Annotated in this window: 14 protein-coding genes; 3 read left to right on the forward strand and 11 right to left on the reverse strand. The window is 71.8% G+C overall.

Going from position 1 to position 15,589, the window contains the following annotated elements; translation table 11 throughout:
• Positions 1–9: 9 nt before the first annotated feature.
• The 3 genes from AZE13_RS27990 to AZE13_RS35880 all read right to left on the reverse strand — a co-directional run bounded on the left by AZE13_RS27990 (position 10) and on the right by AZE13_RS35880 (position 2,451).
• Entirely contained in the window at positions 10–1,005 is a 996-nt protein-coding gene (locus tag AZE13_RS27990) for an MASE1 domain-containing protein (protein WP_066937907.1), read from the reverse strand.
• Position 1,006: 1 nt separating this feature from the next.
• A complete protein-coding gene (locus AZE13_RS27995; RefSeq protein WP_079124451.1) occupies positions 1,007–1,903 on the reverse strand; it encodes a PP2C family protein-serine/threonine phosphatase in 897 nt (298 codons plus the stop codon).
• A 182-nt stretch (positions 1,904–2,085) separates the two neighbouring features.
• Complete coding sequence (locus tag AZE13_RS35880) at positions 2,086–2,451, reverse strand: acyl-CoA carboxylase epsilon subunit (protein WP_107288477.1); 366 nt, start codon at positions 2,449–2,451, stop codon at positions 2,086–2,088.
• Between the two features lie 320 nt (positions 2,452–2,771).
• Between AZE13_RS35880 and AZE13_RS28005 the strand changes: the two genes are divergently transcribed.
• Positions 2,772–4,046, forward strand: coding sequence for a Dyp-type peroxidase (locus AZE13_RS28005; protein ID WP_066937912.1), 1,275 nt, complete (start codon positions 2,772–2,774; stop codon positions 4,044–4,046).
• Positions 4,047–4,182: 136 nt separating this feature from the next.
• Here the strand turns inward: AZE13_RS28005 and AZE13_RS28010 are convergent, their stop codons facing one another.
• The 4 genes from AZE13_RS28010 to AZE13_RS28025 all read right to left on the reverse strand — a co-directional run bounded on the left by AZE13_RS28010 (position 4,183) and on the right by AZE13_RS28025 (position 8,768).
• Entirely contained in the window at positions 4,183–5,358 is a 1,176-nt protein-coding gene (locus tag AZE13_RS28010) for a lipase family protein (protein WP_066937918.1), read from the reverse strand.
• A 105-nt stretch (positions 5,359–5,463) separates the two neighbouring features.
• On the reverse strand, positions 5,464–6,519 hold the full coding sequence (locus AZE13_RS28015; RefSeq protein WP_066937921.1) for an AraC family transcriptional regulator: 1,056 nt from the start codon (positions 6,517–6,519) through the stop codon (positions 5,464–5,466).
• Positions 6,520–6,815: 296 nt separating this feature from the next.
• Positions 6,816–7,571: a DUF4232 domain-containing protein gene (locus AZE13_RS28020; RefSeq protein WP_066937922.1), complete on the reverse strand. Its 756-nt coding sequence runs from the start codon at positions 7,569–7,571 to the stop codon at positions 6,816–6,818.
• A 510-nt stretch (positions 7,572–8,081) separates the two neighbouring features.
• Positions 8,082–8,768, reverse strand: coding sequence for a ScbR family autoregulator-binding transcription factor (locus tag AZE13_RS28025; protein ID WP_066937923.1), 687 nt, complete (start codon positions 8,766–8,768; stop codon positions 8,082–8,084).
• A 191-nt stretch (positions 8,769–8,959) separates the two neighbouring features.
• On the opposite strand from AZE13_RS28025, the gene AZE13_RS28030 reads away from it, so the two are divergent.
• A complete protein-coding gene (locus AZE13_RS28030) occupies positions 8,960–9,943 on the forward strand; it encodes a ScbA/BarX family gamma-butyrolactone biosynthesis protein (protein ID WP_079124443.1) in 984 nt (327 codons plus the stop codon).
• 177 nt (positions 9,944–10,120) lie between these two features.
• The gene (locus AZE13_RS28040) at positions 10,121–10,885 is read left to right on the forward strand and encodes an SDR family oxidoreductase (protein WP_066937927.1); all 765 of its coding nucleotides are present in this window, start codon (positions 10,121–10,123) and stop codon (positions 10,883–10,885) included.
• Positions 10,886–10,911: 26 nt separating this feature from the next.
• Here AZE13_RS28040 and AZE13_RS28045 read toward each other — a convergent pair whose 3' ends face one another.
• The 4 genes from AZE13_RS28045 to AZE13_RS28060 all read right to left on the reverse strand — a co-directional run bounded on the left by AZE13_RS28045 (position 10,912) and on the right by AZE13_RS28060 (position 15,448).
• Positions 10,912–11,133: a hypothetical protein gene (locus AZE13_RS28045; protein ID WP_066937929.1), complete on the reverse strand. Its 222-nt coding sequence runs from the start codon at positions 11,131–11,133 to the stop codon at positions 10,912–10,914.
• Between the two features lie 237 nt (positions 11,134–11,370).
• Complete coding sequence (gene gcl / locus AZE13_RS28050) at positions 11,371–13,152, reverse strand: glyoxylate carboligase (RefSeq protein WP_107288479.1); 1,782 nt, start codon at positions 13,150–13,152, stop codon at positions 11,371–11,373.
• Between the two features lie 339 nt (positions 13,153–13,491).
• A complete protein-coding gene (locus AZE13_RS28055) occupies positions 13,492–13,944 on the reverse strand; it encodes a peptidoglycan-binding domain-containing protein (RefSeq protein ID WP_066937939.1) in 453 nt (150 codons plus the stop codon).
• Between the two features lie 277 nt (positions 13,945–14,221).
• The gene (locus AZE13_RS28060) at positions 14,222–15,448 is read right to left on the reverse strand and encodes an acyl-CoA dehydrogenase family protein (protein WP_066937942.1); all 1,227 of its coding nucleotides are present in this window, start codon (positions 15,446–15,448) and stop codon (positions 14,222–14,224) included.
• Positions 15,449–15,589: the final 141 nt, after the last annotated feature.

A 15,589-nucleotide genomic window follows, 5' to 3' on the forward strand; every position in this document is an offset into this window, starting at 1 on the left:
CGTCAGGGGTCAGGGGGTGTCAGGGGCGTCGCCCTCCCGGGGCCAGCGGCGCCGGCTCTCCCCCGGCGCCAGGCGGTCCACCACATCGGCGAGTTCGCGGCAGGCCTGCTCGACCTTGTGCCGGATGGCGTTCTGCTCGGTGACGATCGCCGAGAGCAGCAGCGCGGTGAGCGCCGCGGACGCGTTGAGCGCCTGCAGGTTGATCATCGCTTCCAGCAGGCTGTGGCCCTTGAACGGCCCGGTGCCGGTGGTCGCCGACGAGATCGCCAGTACGGACACCAGCAGCACACAGGGCGCCGCGCCGCCCAGCTGGAAGCGCAGCGCCGCCCACACGATCAGCGGGAAGACCAGGAAGAGCAGCGACAGCTCGCTGTGCACGGACGTGAGGGCGACCACCAGCGCGGCGATCAGCAGCGCCGACGCCTCGGCCCACCGGACCATGGGGACGTCCCAGGGACTGCGCAGGGAACGGAGGGCGAGCAGCAGCGGGGTGACGACGAGGATGCCCATCGCGTCGCCCACCCACCAGGCCGCCCAGGTCGGCCAGAAGACGCCGGCCGGCAGGTCGCCGGAGAGCAGCAGCGTCCCGCTGCCCACCGTGGCGCTGATCAGCATCCCGACGAAGGCGCCCAGGGCGACCAGGGCCACCCCGTCGCGCAGCCGGTCGAGTTCGGTCCGGAAACCGACCCGCCGGAGCATCAGCGAGGCGCAGACGGGGGCGAGGGTGTTGCCCGTCATGGTGCCCAGCACCCCGGCGTCGAGCGGGCCGAGCGAGGCGACGACGAGCAGGGTGCCGAGGGCGATGCCCGGCCAGGTCCACATGCCCACCAGGAGCAGACAGCTCAGGGAGATGCCGGTGGGCGGCCATAAGGGGGTGACCCTGGCGCCCGCGATGACCACCTGTTCCAGCAGCCCGACCTTGGCGGACACGTAGTAGACGGCGGCGAGGACGCAGATCGTCAGGGCTGCCGGTGCGAGTCGGCGGAGTTCCTCGGTGCGCACCACATCAGCCATCACACAACGGCGGCCGCTGGTCGGCGACCACGACACGCGTTCCCGTCCCGCGCTTCACCCGGTGCTCTCCCCCGTCGCCCTCGAAGCAGAGCACCATCACGGCGGAGTCGTCGACGTGCCCGGTCAGTTCGGCCACGCTCATCACCGCGGCGGCCACCGCGTCCGGTGCGCCGCCGGCGTTGGCGCCGACCAGCCGGGTGACCTGGTTCAGCCCGTCCTCTATCGGGAACGACGGCCCCTCGATGACCCCGTCGGTGAGCAGCACCAGCGTCCCGCTCACGGTCAGCCGGCGGCGGGTGACGGGGTACCGCTCGCCGGGCACGATGCCCAGCGGCACGCCTCCGGGTTCGTCGGCGAGCCGGGAGCGGCCGTCGACGGTGGCCCAGACGCCGGGTACGTGCCCGGCCCGGGCGAGGGAGATCTCCCAGCCGGCCGGGTCGAAGCGGACGAAGGTGCAGGTCGCGAAGAGCCCGCAGTCCACCGAGAGGAGCAGGTCGTTGGCGCGGCTCAGCACTTCCCCGGGGTCGGCGGCGTGTGCGGCGACGGCCCGCAGCCCGAGGCGGATCTGTCCCATGAAGGCGGCCGCCTCCACGTCATGGCCCTGGACGTCACCGATGCAGAACGCGAGCGACCCGTCGGGCAGCGGGAAGCCGTCGTACCAGTCGCCGCCGATGTCGAGGCCGTGCCGGGCCGGCGCGTAGGTGGCGGCGGTGCGCAGCCCGGGCACTTCGGGCAGCCGGGTGGGCAGCATCTCGCGCTGCAGCGCCTCGGCCAGTTCCACCCGGGCGCGCTGTTTCTCGGCGCCCTCCCGGGCCTGGGCGGTCAGCCGTCCGAGCGTGGCCAGCAGGTCGTCGGCGCTGGCCGACCGCGGGGGACGGCGCCGCGGCATGAATCGCTCCCAGGTGCGTCGGTGCATCGGCCGCCGCGGGGCGCACGCCCTGCGGCGGATCCTCGCGTAGGCCTCCTGACCTGGCCTGATGGGGGCTCTGGCGGAGCCCGTCCGGCCCGGTTCATCATATTTGCGCGCGGTGACTTCCGCTTGACGATCTGCCGACCGGCCGCCGGGCCGCGTCAGCTGCACGTCCAGCAGCCCGACCAGCAGGCGGAGCGGCCCGCCCGGTGGCCTCTGGGGCGCCGCCGGTCGGCCGGGCGCTCCTCGGCCCGGTGCTGGTCGGCGAGGACCTGCAGGGCGGCGAGCTGGGCGCAGAGGACGATGGTGACCGCGGCGAGCTCCTCGGGTTCGGCGTGCCCCCTGGCGATCCGCAGCGCGGGCGCGGCCGGTTCGGCGCCGCCCGGGCGCTCCTCGGCGGGTATCGCCCCGGTCGCCCCGTCGGCCGGCGGGTGCCCGTCGCTCTCCGGCCCCCGGCCGTCCGTCGTGGCCTCGTCGGGCCGGGTGCCCTTGGCGGTGGCTCCGCTCTCGTCGGTGAATGCGTTCATGTGCGGGGGTCCATGGGCTCGCGGGCGGTGCCTGTCGTGCCTGGTGGGCGGCGAGCCGGGCCGGCGCTGCACCGAGCCCTGGCCGGGGCCGTGTCCGTGCAGGTCACAGGGCCGACGCTAGGAGGCCGGCGGGGTGCTGTCGCGCGGGGAGCCGGTCCGCTGGGCCGTTCGGGCGACCGGCCGGGCTGCGCGCGTGATATCCGGCGCCGAGGCCGTGTTGTTCCCGTCCCTCCCGGTCCGAGCGGCGAGCATGGCGCGCAGGTATGTGCCGGCACGCGGGTGCCGGATGACGCACTCAGGGCGGTCAGGATGGCGGGACGATGAGACGTGATCGGGACGGCGGCGGGTGTGTCCCCGTACGGGACGACGGGCGCCGGGATTTCCTCAGATGTGCGGCGGGGTTCGCGGGAGTGGCGGCCACCGGCGTGGCGGCCGGCGCGGGCCCGCACGGGGAGGCCGCCGCGGCGGAGCGTCCGGCGGGCCTGCGGCGCGACGACGACCGGCGGCGGCCGCCCGAGAAGGTCCCCTTCCACGGCCGCCATCAGGCCGGCGTCATCACCCCCCAGCAGCTGTTCGCCGGGTTCGTCGGGTTCGATGTGCTGGCCGAGAACCGCGAGGGCCTGGTGGAGCTGTTCCAGGTGCTCACCCACCGGGTGCGGGCGCTGACGGCCGGGGTGAAGCCCAGGGACGAGCTGGTCGCCTCCCAGCCGCAGACCCCGGACTCGCTCACCGTCACGATCGGGGTGGGGGCCTCGCTCTTCGACGACCGGTACGGGCTCTCCGGGCACAAGCCCCGGCATCTGAAGGCGATGCCGGCCTTCCCCAACGACCGGCTGGTTCCGGCGCGTTGCCACGGCGATCTGTCGGTGCAGGTCTGTGCGGAGCACCCGGACGCCATCGTCCACGTCCTGCGCGATCTGGCGCGGGAGACGGACGGGCTGCTCCGGCCCCGCTGGCGGACGGACGCCTTCCTCAATCCGTCCCGACCCACCGGGGCGCGGCGCAACTTCCTCGGCTTCAAGGACGGGATCGTCAATCCGGACACCGCCTCGGCCCGGGAGATGAGACGGCTGATGTGGGTGACCCCGCCGTGCGGGGAGCCGGACTGGGCGCTGGGCGGCTGCTACCAGGTGCTCCGGCTGATCCGCTTCCACGTCGAGAAGTGGGACAAGGTGCCGGTGGAGCACCAGGAGAGAATGTTCGGGCGGCGCAAGGCGAGCGGCGCGCCCCTGGACGGCACCCGGGAGACCGACGCGCCGGACTACCGCAGCGACCCGCACGGCCGGCGGATCGCGCTCGACGCGCACATCCGGCTGGCGAACCCACGGACGCCGAAGTCCGACAACTCACGCTTCCTGCGGCGGAGTTACAACTACGACGACGGCTTCGACCCCAACGGCCGGATGAACCTCGGCCTGGTCTTCTGCGGCTACCAGCAGGACCCGGAGCGGCAGTTCGCGACCGTGCAGCGACGTCTGGAGAACGAGCCGCTGGCCCGGTTCATCACGCCGACCGGCGGCGGCTACTTCTTCGTCCTGCCCGGCGTACGGCACTCCCGCGACTGGTTCGGGTCCGAGCTGCTGAAGAAGGTCTGAGCGGGAGCGGCCGGCCGGGCGGGGCACCGGGCGCACCGGACGCCGGGCACCTCACCGGGCACGGGCGTACGCAGGGTAAGGGCGTACGTGCCGGGCCGGGCACCCGCCGCGTACGCCCGTGCCGGCCGGTGCCGGCTCAGCCGCAGTTCCCGCCGTCCGGCCGGCCCGCGAAGCGGCCGGCGAGCCAGTCGGCAGCCGGTACGGAGCCCACGATCGCACCGAGGACATGCTCGCCGAGCGGGATCGAGGCCCACCGGACGGTGGCGCCCCTGGCGCACCAGTCGTCGCGCAGCCGCCTGCCGACCCCGTAGGGGATCAGTTCGTCGACGGTCCCGTGGTAGAGGAACACCGGGGCGTCCGGTTTCCGGGTGCCCAGGCGGGATTCCCGCAGCCGGCGCTGCCAGTCGGGTGCGTCCAGCGGATTCTCGACGGTGACGTCGGAGATCCTCTTGAAGAGACCGGCGACGGTGTTGACGGCCACACAGTTCTTCTTCATGAAGTCGACGTAGTGGCGGCCCTTGGCGTTGAGGTACTTGTCCAGGCGCAGTTCGGGGAAGGCGGCATTCTGACCGGTGGCGGCCATCAGGATCAGCCCGGCGCCGATGTTGCCGTCGTTGGCGTCGGCGACCGTGCGCAGATCGGCCGGGACGCCGCCGGTCGCGGTCCCCTTGACGTCGAGCTCGGGCGCGTACGAACGGTGCAGTTCGGCGGCCCAGCTGGTCGCCTGGCCGCCCTGGGAGTAGCCCATGATGCCGACCGGGGAGTCCTCGGTGACTCCGGCCGCGCGTGCCCCGGGCAGCCGCTGCGCGGCGCGGGCGGCGTCGAGGACGGCCTGTCCCTCGGCGCGTCCGACGGTGTAGGTGTGGTCGCCGGGGGTGCCGAGGCCCTCGTAGTCGGTGACCGCGACGGCCCAGCCGCGGGCGGTGAGCTGCTGGATGAGGTTGGCCTCCATGGTGGTGCCCTTGGGGAAGCCGGCCGAGGGCGCGCAGGAGTCGGCGAGACCGACGGTCCCGACGGCGTAGGTGACGAGCGGGCGGGGGCCCTTCCTGCCGTCGACGGGGACGATGACCGTCCCGGAGACGGTGTTGGGGGTGCCCTTGGCGGTGGTGGAGCGGTAGGTGAGGTGCCAGGCGCGGGTGCCGGTCGGCTGGCCGGGCAGGGGGTGGAAGGAGGTCGGGGCGGCGGTGACGATGTCGCCCGGGCGGCTCGCCGCGGGCGCGGCGGACTGCCCGGACGCGGGGCCGGCGCCGGCGAGGCCGAGGGTGAGCGACAGGACGGCGGCGGTGGCGAGTGCGGTGGAGCGTGGGCGCATACGGCTCTCCCAACGGACGGCTGGCACGTATGCCGGGCGGCACGCGTGCCGGGTGGTCGAGGCGACCGTAGTGACTCGCGGGTAAGGAGGAACTGACCGGAACGCTCAGCTTCGTTGACCCCGCGTCTCAGGTGCGCGGGGCCGGTAGGCGCCGGGCGTGGTCCCGGTCCACCGGCGGAAGGCACGGTGGAAGGCGGTGTCCTCCGAGAAGCCGATCCGCGCCGCCAGTTCGGCCACCGGCTCCTGCCCCGCGGCCAGCGAGGCGATCGCCGCGTCCCGGCGCACCGCGTCCTTCAGCCGCTGGTACGACGTGCCCTCGGCGTGCAGCCTCCGCCGCAGCGTCGCCGGACTGACGGCCAGCCGGGCGGCGACCTCACCGGCCTCGGGCAGCCGCGCCGGGGGACCGGCCCGGAGCGCCTGGACGAGGGTACGGCGCACCTGTTCGGCGACGGTCGTCCCGTAGTCGCGGCGGCTGAGCAGGTCCGCCGGGGCCCGTCGCAGCAGCGCGGCCAGCGCGGCCTCGTCCCGTACGACGGGCGCGGCCAGCCAGCGGGCGTCCCAGCCGGCCGCGGTGCGCCCGGCGCCGAAGTACACCGGGCAGCCGAACAGCGTGTCGTACTCGGAGGCATGGGGCGGCGCGGGATAGGCGAACGTCGCCCAGCGCAGCGGGATACGGCGGCCGACCAGCCAGCTGGAGAGCCGGTGCCAGATGACCAGGAGGCACTCGGAGAGAAAGTCGCCCTCGTCGTAGCGGCACAGGTCGGTGCGGACGGCGAAGACCGCCGCCGCGCCGGCGTCACCCGGGGCGGGGAGGGTCTCCACCGCCATGTCGGGGCCGCCGGGGAAGAGCCGGTAGAAGCGGGCCGCACGGTCCAGGGCGGAGCCGAGGTCGGGGCAGCCGAGGCAGGCGTGGCACATCATGGCGAAGGTGCCGCGGCGGCTGGGTTGCGGCCCCAGGCCCAGGAATTCGTCACCGGTGGCCCGGTACAGGGCCCTGACCAGGCGGGTGAACTGCTCGGCCGTGACCCGGGCCCGGTCGTCGGCGAGCAGCAGCGGAGGGATACGGGCGGTCTGGAGCAGTGGCACGGTGTCGATGCCGAGCCGCCCGGCACCGCTCAGCGCGGCCCGCACATGGTGCATCGCGATCGTCAACCGGCTCATGCCGCACCCTCGCTTCGCGAGGCTCCGCATGCGCCGAGCGCGCACCTCTCACCGGTTCTCTCGCTACGCTCGCTCACGCCGCACCCCCGCTTCGCCCGCCCCGCATCCGCTCGGCGCGCACCGTCCACCGGCCCTGCGCCCGGGGCGCCCCGCGGACACCGTAGCCGCCATGAGCGCGGAGGTCAGCGGGCGTGACGGGGCTTGTCATCGCCCGGCCGGGCCGACGGCCGATTCCGGGCGCACGCGGCGGGCGCCCGTTGTCATGGACGGGCGCCCGCAGGGGTTCTGACCGGCTGTCAGCCGGGCGATCCGGGCGTCACGGCGGTCACGTCGAACCGTCCGCCGCAGACCCGCAGCCCGTGGCTGCCGGTGGTCATCGACTCCTTGGAGCCGGGCGGGTAGACGAAGACCAGCTGCGATTCGGCCCAGCACGGGGTGTCCGAGACCCCGTCGTTGAGGGTGTGCAGCACGGAGTACGCGCTCTGCCCCGGCTGCAACCGGACGGCTTCGCCGCGGCCGCCCTCGCGGGTGGCGGGCGCGCCGACGGACGAGCCGTCCCGCTTGATCAGTGAGACCCCCGGGAAGCCGCGCAGCGTACAGGCCTTCTTGCCCTTGTTCGTGAAGACGAGGGGGTAGCGGATGTTGCCCGCGCCGATGTCGGCGTCACCGAGGCGCAGCGACATGTCGGCGGCGGTGCAGCGGTCCGACGCCGTCATGGACGAGGCATGTGACTCGGTGGCGTTCGGGGTGCCGCTCGAGGTGCTGCCGCCGGAGGGCGCGGCGTTCGCGGACGGCTGCTCGGCGGCGGCCGAGGACGGCCGGTCCTTCGCGCCGGTCGGCTCGGTGCCGCCCCGTACGCCGTTCCGGGTGCCGCCCTGCGCCTCCTGCTGTGCGCCGTCCTGGGAGGTGGCGGGGGCGGCGGCCGACGAGGGGCGGGACGCGGCGCCGGTGGTCCCGTCCTGGCAGGCGGTGAGCGTGAGCGCGGCGACGGCGATCAGCGAACCGGCGGCGACACGGCGGCCGCGGCCTGGTGTCCTGGTGGTGAGCGACATGGGTGTCCCCCTCGTCTGGTGGGTGCGAGCTCTCGTATGGGTGCGTACGGTCCGTCCGTTTGTACTTCCAGAGTGGCCCCGCGCGCTGCCGGACCGCTAACGAGGCACTAACACACCACTAATGAGTGGGCGCGCCCGGCACGCCGGTGCCCCGGCACCTCCTTGACCAGCCGGGACTCCGTGTGCGCCGCTCAGACTCGCAGAAATCCCCCACGGCACGGACGCGGCACCACCGACTTCGGCCCACTTGTCCGCAAACAACCGAAATGACGTCATGAGGCGGGAGGCGCCGCGATCGTCACCTTTGACGTGGCATTCGACAGGACGCCTGGCACGGCAACCGCCGGATTCTCCCGGTGAGTTCGTCCACCCCGCTGCCCGCAGCGGCGGCGCTCCGCCCCGTGAGCGGGCGCCGCACCCACACCGCGCGTACGGTCCGTTTCACCGTCCGGAACGGCCGATTTCAGGCTCCGGAACGGCCGAATGCCCCCGAACGGCGACCTGGACGCGTCAGCTCGCCACCGCTCCGACACCGGCGTCGGACTCCGCCTGCGCGGCCGCGCGCTCCTGCAGCACGGCATCCAGCCACTCCCCGCGCCCCGGGTCCAGCTTGAGCTTGGCGAGGATGGCCGGCACCGCGATGCTGGGCAGGGTGTGTTCGTAGAACACGGCCAGCCGGCGGCCGAGATCCTCCCGGTTGGACAGGGTGTGCGACATCATCTGCACCCCGGCGAAGGCGCCGACGAACAGCTCCGCGGTGTCGCGTACATCGATGCTCTCCAGGATTTCGCCGCGGCCCCGCGCCTCGATCAGGAGCCCCTCGATGAACGCGGCCCACGAGAGCATCGACTGCTTGCGGTCCAGGTGATTGGAGCCCTGCTCGACGGCGAGCCGGGCCGCGCCGCGCTGGATCGGGTCGTTGCGCAGCCGGTACGCCAGCACCTGCCCCACATCGATGAATTCCTGGAGTTTGACCTGCTGCGGCTCCACCGCGATGTCCAGCACATGCTCGCCCAGCACCGCGAGCGCGAGCTGCTCCTTGGAGGCGAAGTGGAAATACAGGGCGCCCTTCGTCACACCGGCGCGTTCAAGAACTTCGGCGATGGTGGCGCGGTCATACCCGCAGTCGTCGAAGACCGCTGCCGCCGCCTCCAGGATCAGCCGCCGGGTCCGGATCGCGCGGTCCTGTTGTGCCACAGGACGTCTCCTGTTCTCTCGAAATCGTCAAGTTCCGCAACTGCTCAGTAGAGTTCAAGTCACCGCCCGATCAGCTTATTTCCTCTTTCCGTGAGTGCGGCATTGAAAATAAAACCGGATAGTACGTATCTTATCAGCGCAAGACCTCGACCATAGATCCGTAAGATCCATAGAGACGCCTGGGGGCAGTCATGAGCGACACGATGCACGTCAGCGGCGCGGTTCAGCCCAGGTCCCCACATCAATTGTGCCTGGACGAGAACGAGCCGGCCGCTGAGGCGATGCGCTCCGACGCCCGCGTTCCCGGCGCATTCGTGCACCGTCCCGTCCTCGACGACATTCTGGTCACTTCCTGGCATCGGGTGGACGACCGCCATTTCTCGCTCACCGCCCGGTGGCCCCACGACCACGGCTACTTCGCCCCCGACCACAGCCGCCACCCGCTCATCCTCACCGCCGAGACCATCCGTCAGGCCGGGCTGCTCCTCTCGCACGCCGAACTCGGCGTACCGGTGGGCCATCACTTCATCCTCGGGGACCTCGTCTTCACCACGCACCCCGAGCGGCTCGCCGGCGACGGCGGCCCCACCTCACTGACGATCGACGTCGCCTGCAGCGATCTGCGGATGCGCGCCGGCGCGCTGACCGAAGGCCGCTTCGACATGACGGTGCGCTCGGCGGGCCGGACCGTCGCGACCGGGTACTCCCATGTCACCGTCACCTCCCCCGCCGTCTACCGCCGGATCCGCGGTGAGCGGCTGACCGCCCGGCACAGCGCCGCCCCGGTTCCCCCCTGCGTACCGCCCCGGCTGACGGGCAGCGCCACCGAGCGCGACGTCCTGCTCTCCCCCACCGACCGGCCCGATCGCTGGCTGCTGCGGATAGCGCCCGGTCATGCCGCGGTCGTGAACCCGGCCAACGACCACGTCCCCGGTATGGCGCTGATCGATGCCGCACAGCAGGCCGCGTACGCCCTGACCGCGCCCGACAGCTTCGTCCCGTACGCCCTGGGCACCGAGTTCCACCGCTACGCCGAGCACGGCACCCCCTGCGTCATCGAGGCCCGCCGCGTGCCGTCCGCGTCGCCCGGCACCACGACGGTGGAGGTCACCGGCCTTCAGGACGGCGAGCCGGTGTTCGTGTCCACCCTCACGGCGCCGGCCGGACGCGGCTGAACGCCCGCCGCACGCACCGCACCGCCTCCTTCTCCGCGACGCACCGCACCACCCCCTCCTTCTCCGCGGCACCCGGCGCGCGCCGGTTCGTGCCGCGTTGCATCACGACCACCACTTCATCGACAGTGACCGGCGGCAGCACGCCCGCCGCGGACAACGAAAGGCCGACGCACCATCATGGGTGACCTCAACGGAAAGACCGCGCTGGTAACGGGATCCAGCCGGGGCATCGGCCGGGCCATCGCCCAGCGCCTCGCTCAGGACGGTGCACTGGTCGCCATTCACTACAACAACAGCGACACCGAGGCCGGGGAAACGCTCGCGAGCATCAAAGCCGCCGGCGGACGGGCATTCACGGTAAAAGCGGAACTGGGGGTACCCGGTGACGCCGAAGCGCTGTTCACCGCCTTTGACGCCGAACTCGCCGCGTACGGCGCCGGACCCGGTCTCGACATACTCGTGAACAACGCGGCGACCCGGTTTTCCGGGCGCATCGGCGAGGCCACGGAGGAAGAGTTCGACCGCACCATCGCGATCAACACCAAGGCACCGTTCTTCATCATCCAGCACGGTCTGCGCCGGATGCGGGACGGCGGACGCATCATCAACATCTCGTCGGCGGTGACGAGCAGAGCGCACCCGTCGAACGTCGCCTACAGCGTTTCCAAGGGCGCGGTGGACACCCTCACGCTCACCCTCGCCAAGGACCTCGGCGGGCGCGGGATCACGGTGAACACCCTCGCCCCCGGCTGGGTCGAGACCCATGTGACCGAGTCCCACCGGGCGACGCCCGAGGGGCGGGCGGCGCTGGCGGCCACTTCGGTGTTCAACCGCATCGGCCGGCCCGCCGATATCGCCGATGTCGCCGCCTTCCTCGCCTCCGACGACTCCCGCTGGATCACCGGCCAGCGCATCGACGTCACCGGCGGTTCGGTGCTCTGAGCCCGCCTGCCCCGCGACACGACCTACTAGGGCATCGGCCAGTCGTCCAGTGAGCCGCCCCGCCATTCGACGAGGGCGGGGTCGTCGAGCCGGATGTCCTCGGCCGGCTGGGCGAATCCCGCGCGGCGGAGGAATTCGGCGACATCGCCACGGCCGTGGGCGAGGCCGACGATCTGCCCGTGCACGGTCACCCGGCGGCCGCCCGACGGCGTCGGGGGGTGCACGATGACAGGCGGATGCGCGGTCATGCCTCCAGCGTGCGCCGGGCTCCGCCCTCGCGCACCTCGGGTACCGCCGCGGGCGGCGTGGCGCATCCGGGTATGCGGAAGCCCCGGCCAGACGGGGGGAACCGGCCGGGGCTGCTCGGGTGAGGATGTTCCGCAACGCCCTCACCCATTTGAACGGTGAACGACGAGTGTCCGTTCCATGGCGCCGGCGTGACGGTCGTCACTCCGCCCACCCCGCGATCCGGACCGGCCCCGGTGTCAGGACTTGAGCGGCAGGATCGCGGTGGGCGCGTGGCCCGGTTCGGTCGCGAGCTCCTCCCACTCGTTCACCTTGTCGATCTCCCCGGCGGCCATCGAGATATTGGTGATCCGCTCCAGGACGGCCTCGACGACGACCGGGACACGGTGCTCGGCGGCCAGCCTCCCGGCCTCCTCGAAGGCGGCGCCCAGCTCGTTGGGGTCGGTGACCCGGATGGCTTTGCAGCCCAGCCCCTCGGCGACCTTGACGTGGTCCACGCCGTAGACGCCGATCTCCGGCGAGTTGATGTTCTCGAACTCCAGGTTGACCTGGAAGTCGATGTCGAGGTTGCGCTGTGCCTGGCGGATCAGGCCCAAGTACGCGTTGTTCACCAGGACATGGACGTAGGGGATCTTGTGCTGGGCCCCGACGGCCAGCTCCTCGATCATGAACTGGAAGTCGTAGTCGCCGGAGAGCGCGACGACCGGCACCTCGGGGTCGGCGGTGGCGGCCCCCAGCGCGGCCGGGATCGTCCAGCCGAGCGGGCCGGCCTGACCGCAGTTGATCCAGTGGCGCGGCCGGTAGACGTGCAGCATCTGCGCGCCGGCGATCTGGGAGAGGCCGATGGTGGTGACGTAGCGGGTCTGCGGACCGAAGGCCTTGTTCATCTCCTCGTAGACCCGCTGCGGTTTCATCGGGATGTCGTCGAAGTGCGTACGGCGCTGCAGCCGGGCCCTGCGCTCCTGGGCGGAAGCGGCCCACGCGCTGCGGTCGGGCAGCTTCCCGGCGGCCCGCAGCTCCTCGGCCGCCTCGACGAACAGCTCCAGCGCGGCCCTGGCGTCCGAGGCGATGCCGTAGTCCGGGGCGAAGATCCTGCCGATCTGGGTCGGCTCGATATCGACGTGGACGAACTTCCGGCCCTGGGTGTACAGGTCCAGTTGGCCGGTGTGGCGGTTGGCCCAGCGGTTGCCGATGCCCAGCACGAAATCGGACTCCAGGAAGGTCGCGTTGCCGTAGCGGTGCGAGGTCTGCAGGCCGACCATGCCGGCGTTCAGCTCGTGATCATCCGGGATGGCGCCCCAGCCCATCAGGGTGGGGATGACCGGTACTCCGGTGAGCTCGGCGAACTCGACCAGCAGCTCGGAGGCGTCGGCGTTGATGACACCGCCGCCGGCGACGATCAGCGGACGCTCGGACTCCAGCAGGAGCCGGACCGCCTTGTCGATCTGGGCCCGGGTCGCGGCCGGTTTGAAGGCCGGCAGCGGCTGGTAGGTGTCGGGGTCGAAGTCGATCTCGGTCAGCTGGACATCGAGCGGGAGGTCGACCAGGACCGGGCCGGGGCGTCCGGACCGCATGAGGTGGAAGGCCTGCTGGAGGACGCCGGGCACCTGCGCCGCCTCCATCACCGTGGTCGCCGCCTTGGTGACCGGCCTGGCGATCGAGGCGATGTCGACGGCCTGGAAGTCCTCCTTCTGGATCACCGCGGTCGGCGCCTGGCCGGTGATGCACAGGATGGGGATCGAATCACCGGTCGCGGAGTAGAGACCGGTGATCATGTCCGTGCCGGCCGGACCGGACGTGCCGACGCAGACACCGATGTTGCCCGGACGGGCGCGGGTGTAGCCCTCGGCCATGTGCGAGGCGCCCTCGACGTGGCGGGCCAGCGTGTGATCGATCCCGCCCGCGCTCTCGAGCGCGGCGTAGAAGGGGTTGATCGCGGCGCCGGGCACTCCGAAGGCGTGGGTGACGCCTTCGCGTTTGAGGATCTCCACCGCGGCACGGGCGGCTGTCATTCGGGGCATCGAGTACTCCTGCGTCGACCTGTCACGGGCTGGTTCCGGCGAAGAGCCGGAGGCACTGCACCGCACTGCACTGCACACACTCCAGTAATTCCACATCTCGGAATTAAAATTTTGCTTTATGGAAGCAGAAGGTAGAGTGCACCCCATGCCCCGTCAAGGGGTGACGGGCCGGCGAGGGGCTGCCGGGCGCACGCGGACGGACATGCGAAGAGCCGCGCACCAGGCGAGTGCCCGGTGCGCGGCTCGGCGGCCGTTCAGTGGCTTACGACTTACGGAAGACTTCGGTGGCTTACCGGAAACCACGGAGGACGAGGGCGCCGGGCCCTGCGCCGGACGTGCCTAGGCGGCGTTGGCGAAACGCTTGAACGCGGCCTTGGTTCCCGCTCCCGCGATTCCGTCGATCTTGCCCTTGTAACCCCAGCTGTTCTTCAGCAGGCGCTGCAGCGCCTTTACCGTCTCGCGCCCGACGGCTCCGTCGATCTTGCCCTTGTAGCCCCAGTGCGCCTTGAGGTTGCGCTGGAACGCCTTCCAGCTGTTGGTGCCCAGCTGCCCGTCGATCGCACCCCGGTAGCCCCAGTACTTCTTCAGCCAGCCCTGGACCTTCTTGGCCTGCTTGGCGTTCAGACCGAGGTTGACCACCGCGAGCGGGTGGGCGGCCTCGGAACTCACCGCCGGCGGCGAGGCCGGCGCGGATGCCGCGAAGGCGGCGCCCGCATCCGTCAGGCTCCCGGCGGCGATCCCGGCCACCGCGGTGACGCCGACGAGTGCCCTCATGACAGTGTTCGGTCGCATGTGTTCCCCTTCAGGGTCGTAGGACGGCACCTGGCGCGGCCGGCGCACAGGTGCCGATCCGGTCCGCCCGGGCCACGGCGGGTGCGGGACGGCCGAGCCGTCCGCGGGGCCGTGTCTCCGGACCGGCAACCCGAGAGTGCGGGGTGGGCGGTCACGTCTGCCAGGCCTGCCCGGCGAATGGTGAAATGCTGGGACGTCTCACCCTCTGACCTGCGGGGACACGGTTCCGGCTGCCGCTCCCCGGGGACGCGCCCGCAGGGCGGCCGGAGCGGACGCCCTACCGGATCGGCATGCCCGACAGCGCCCGGGCGATCACCAGCCGCTGGATCTCACTCGTGCCTTCGAAGATCGTGTAGATGGCGGCGTCGCGGTGCATCCGCTCGACCGGGTACTCGCGGGTGAAGCCGTTGCCGCCGAGGATCTGAACGGCCTGCGCGGTGACCTTCTTGGCGACCTCGCCGGCGAAGAGCTTGGACATCGAGCCCTCGGCGCTCTCGAACTTCTTGCCGGCGGCGGCCATCCAGGAGGCGCGCCACACCAGCAGCCGCGCCGCGTCGATCTGCGTCCGCATGTCCGCGAGCTGGAAGGCGACGCCCTGGTTGCCGATGATCGGGCGGCCGAACTGCTCACGGGTCCTGGCGTACTCCAGCGCCTCCTCATAGGCGGCGCGGGCGGTGCCGACCGCCATGGCGCCGACGGCCGGACGGGACGCCTCGAACGTCGCCATCGCGGCGTTCTTCACCCTCTCGCCCCCCGCCTCGGCCTTCTCCCGGGCCCGGGCGAGGCGCTCGTCGAGCTTCTCCTTGCCGCCGAGCAGGCAGTGGCCGGGCACCCGGACGTCCTCCAGGACGACCTCGGCGGTGTGCGAGGCGCGGATGCCGTGCTTCCTGAACTTCTGGCCCTGGGTGAGCCCCGGGGTGTCCGGCGGGACGATGAAGGAGGCGTGGCCCTTGGAACCCAGCTCGGGGGCGACGACCGCGACCACGACATGGACGTCGGCGATACCGCCGTTGGTCGCCCAGGTCTTGGTGCCGTTGAGCACCCACGCGTCACCGGCCTCGTCGTACACGGCGCGGGTGCGCATGGCGGAGACATCGGAGCCGGCGTCGGGTTCGGAGGAGCAGAAGGCGGCGACCTTGACGTCGTCGGCGTCCCCGTACATCTGCGGGACCCAGGTGCCGATCTGCTCCTCGGTGCCGTTGGCGAGCACACCGACCGCGGCCAGGCCGGTGCCGACGATGGACAGGGCGATGCCCGCGTCCCCCCAGAAGAGTTCCTCCATGGCCATCGGGATGCCGAGGCCGGTCGGGTCGAAGAACTGCTGGGCGTAGAAGTCGAGTGAGTACAGACCGATCTTGGCGGCTTCCTGGATCACCGGCCAGGGGGTCTCCTCGCGCTCGTCCCACTCCGCGGCGGCGGGGCGCATGACGTCCGCGGCGAAGCCGTGAATCCAGTCACGGACTTCCTTCTGCTCGTCGTTGAGCTCCATGGTGAACTCGGCCATGTCCCCTCCAGCGCTGCGGGCGGTACAGGTGTTACTAGCGGTAACGTGAAGTGTGTTACTCGCCAGTAAGGGATGTCAACTCCCCCTGCGGCGGATTCGGGGGGAAGATCGGGTGTTACGTTGCGCCAGCGCCACGGATTC

The sequence above is a fragment of the Streptomyces sp. NBRC 110611 genome (assembly GCF_001590865.1).
In the GTDB taxonomy this organism is placed as follows: Bacteria; Actinomycetota; Actinomycetes; order Streptomycetales; family Streptomycetaceae; genus Streptomyces.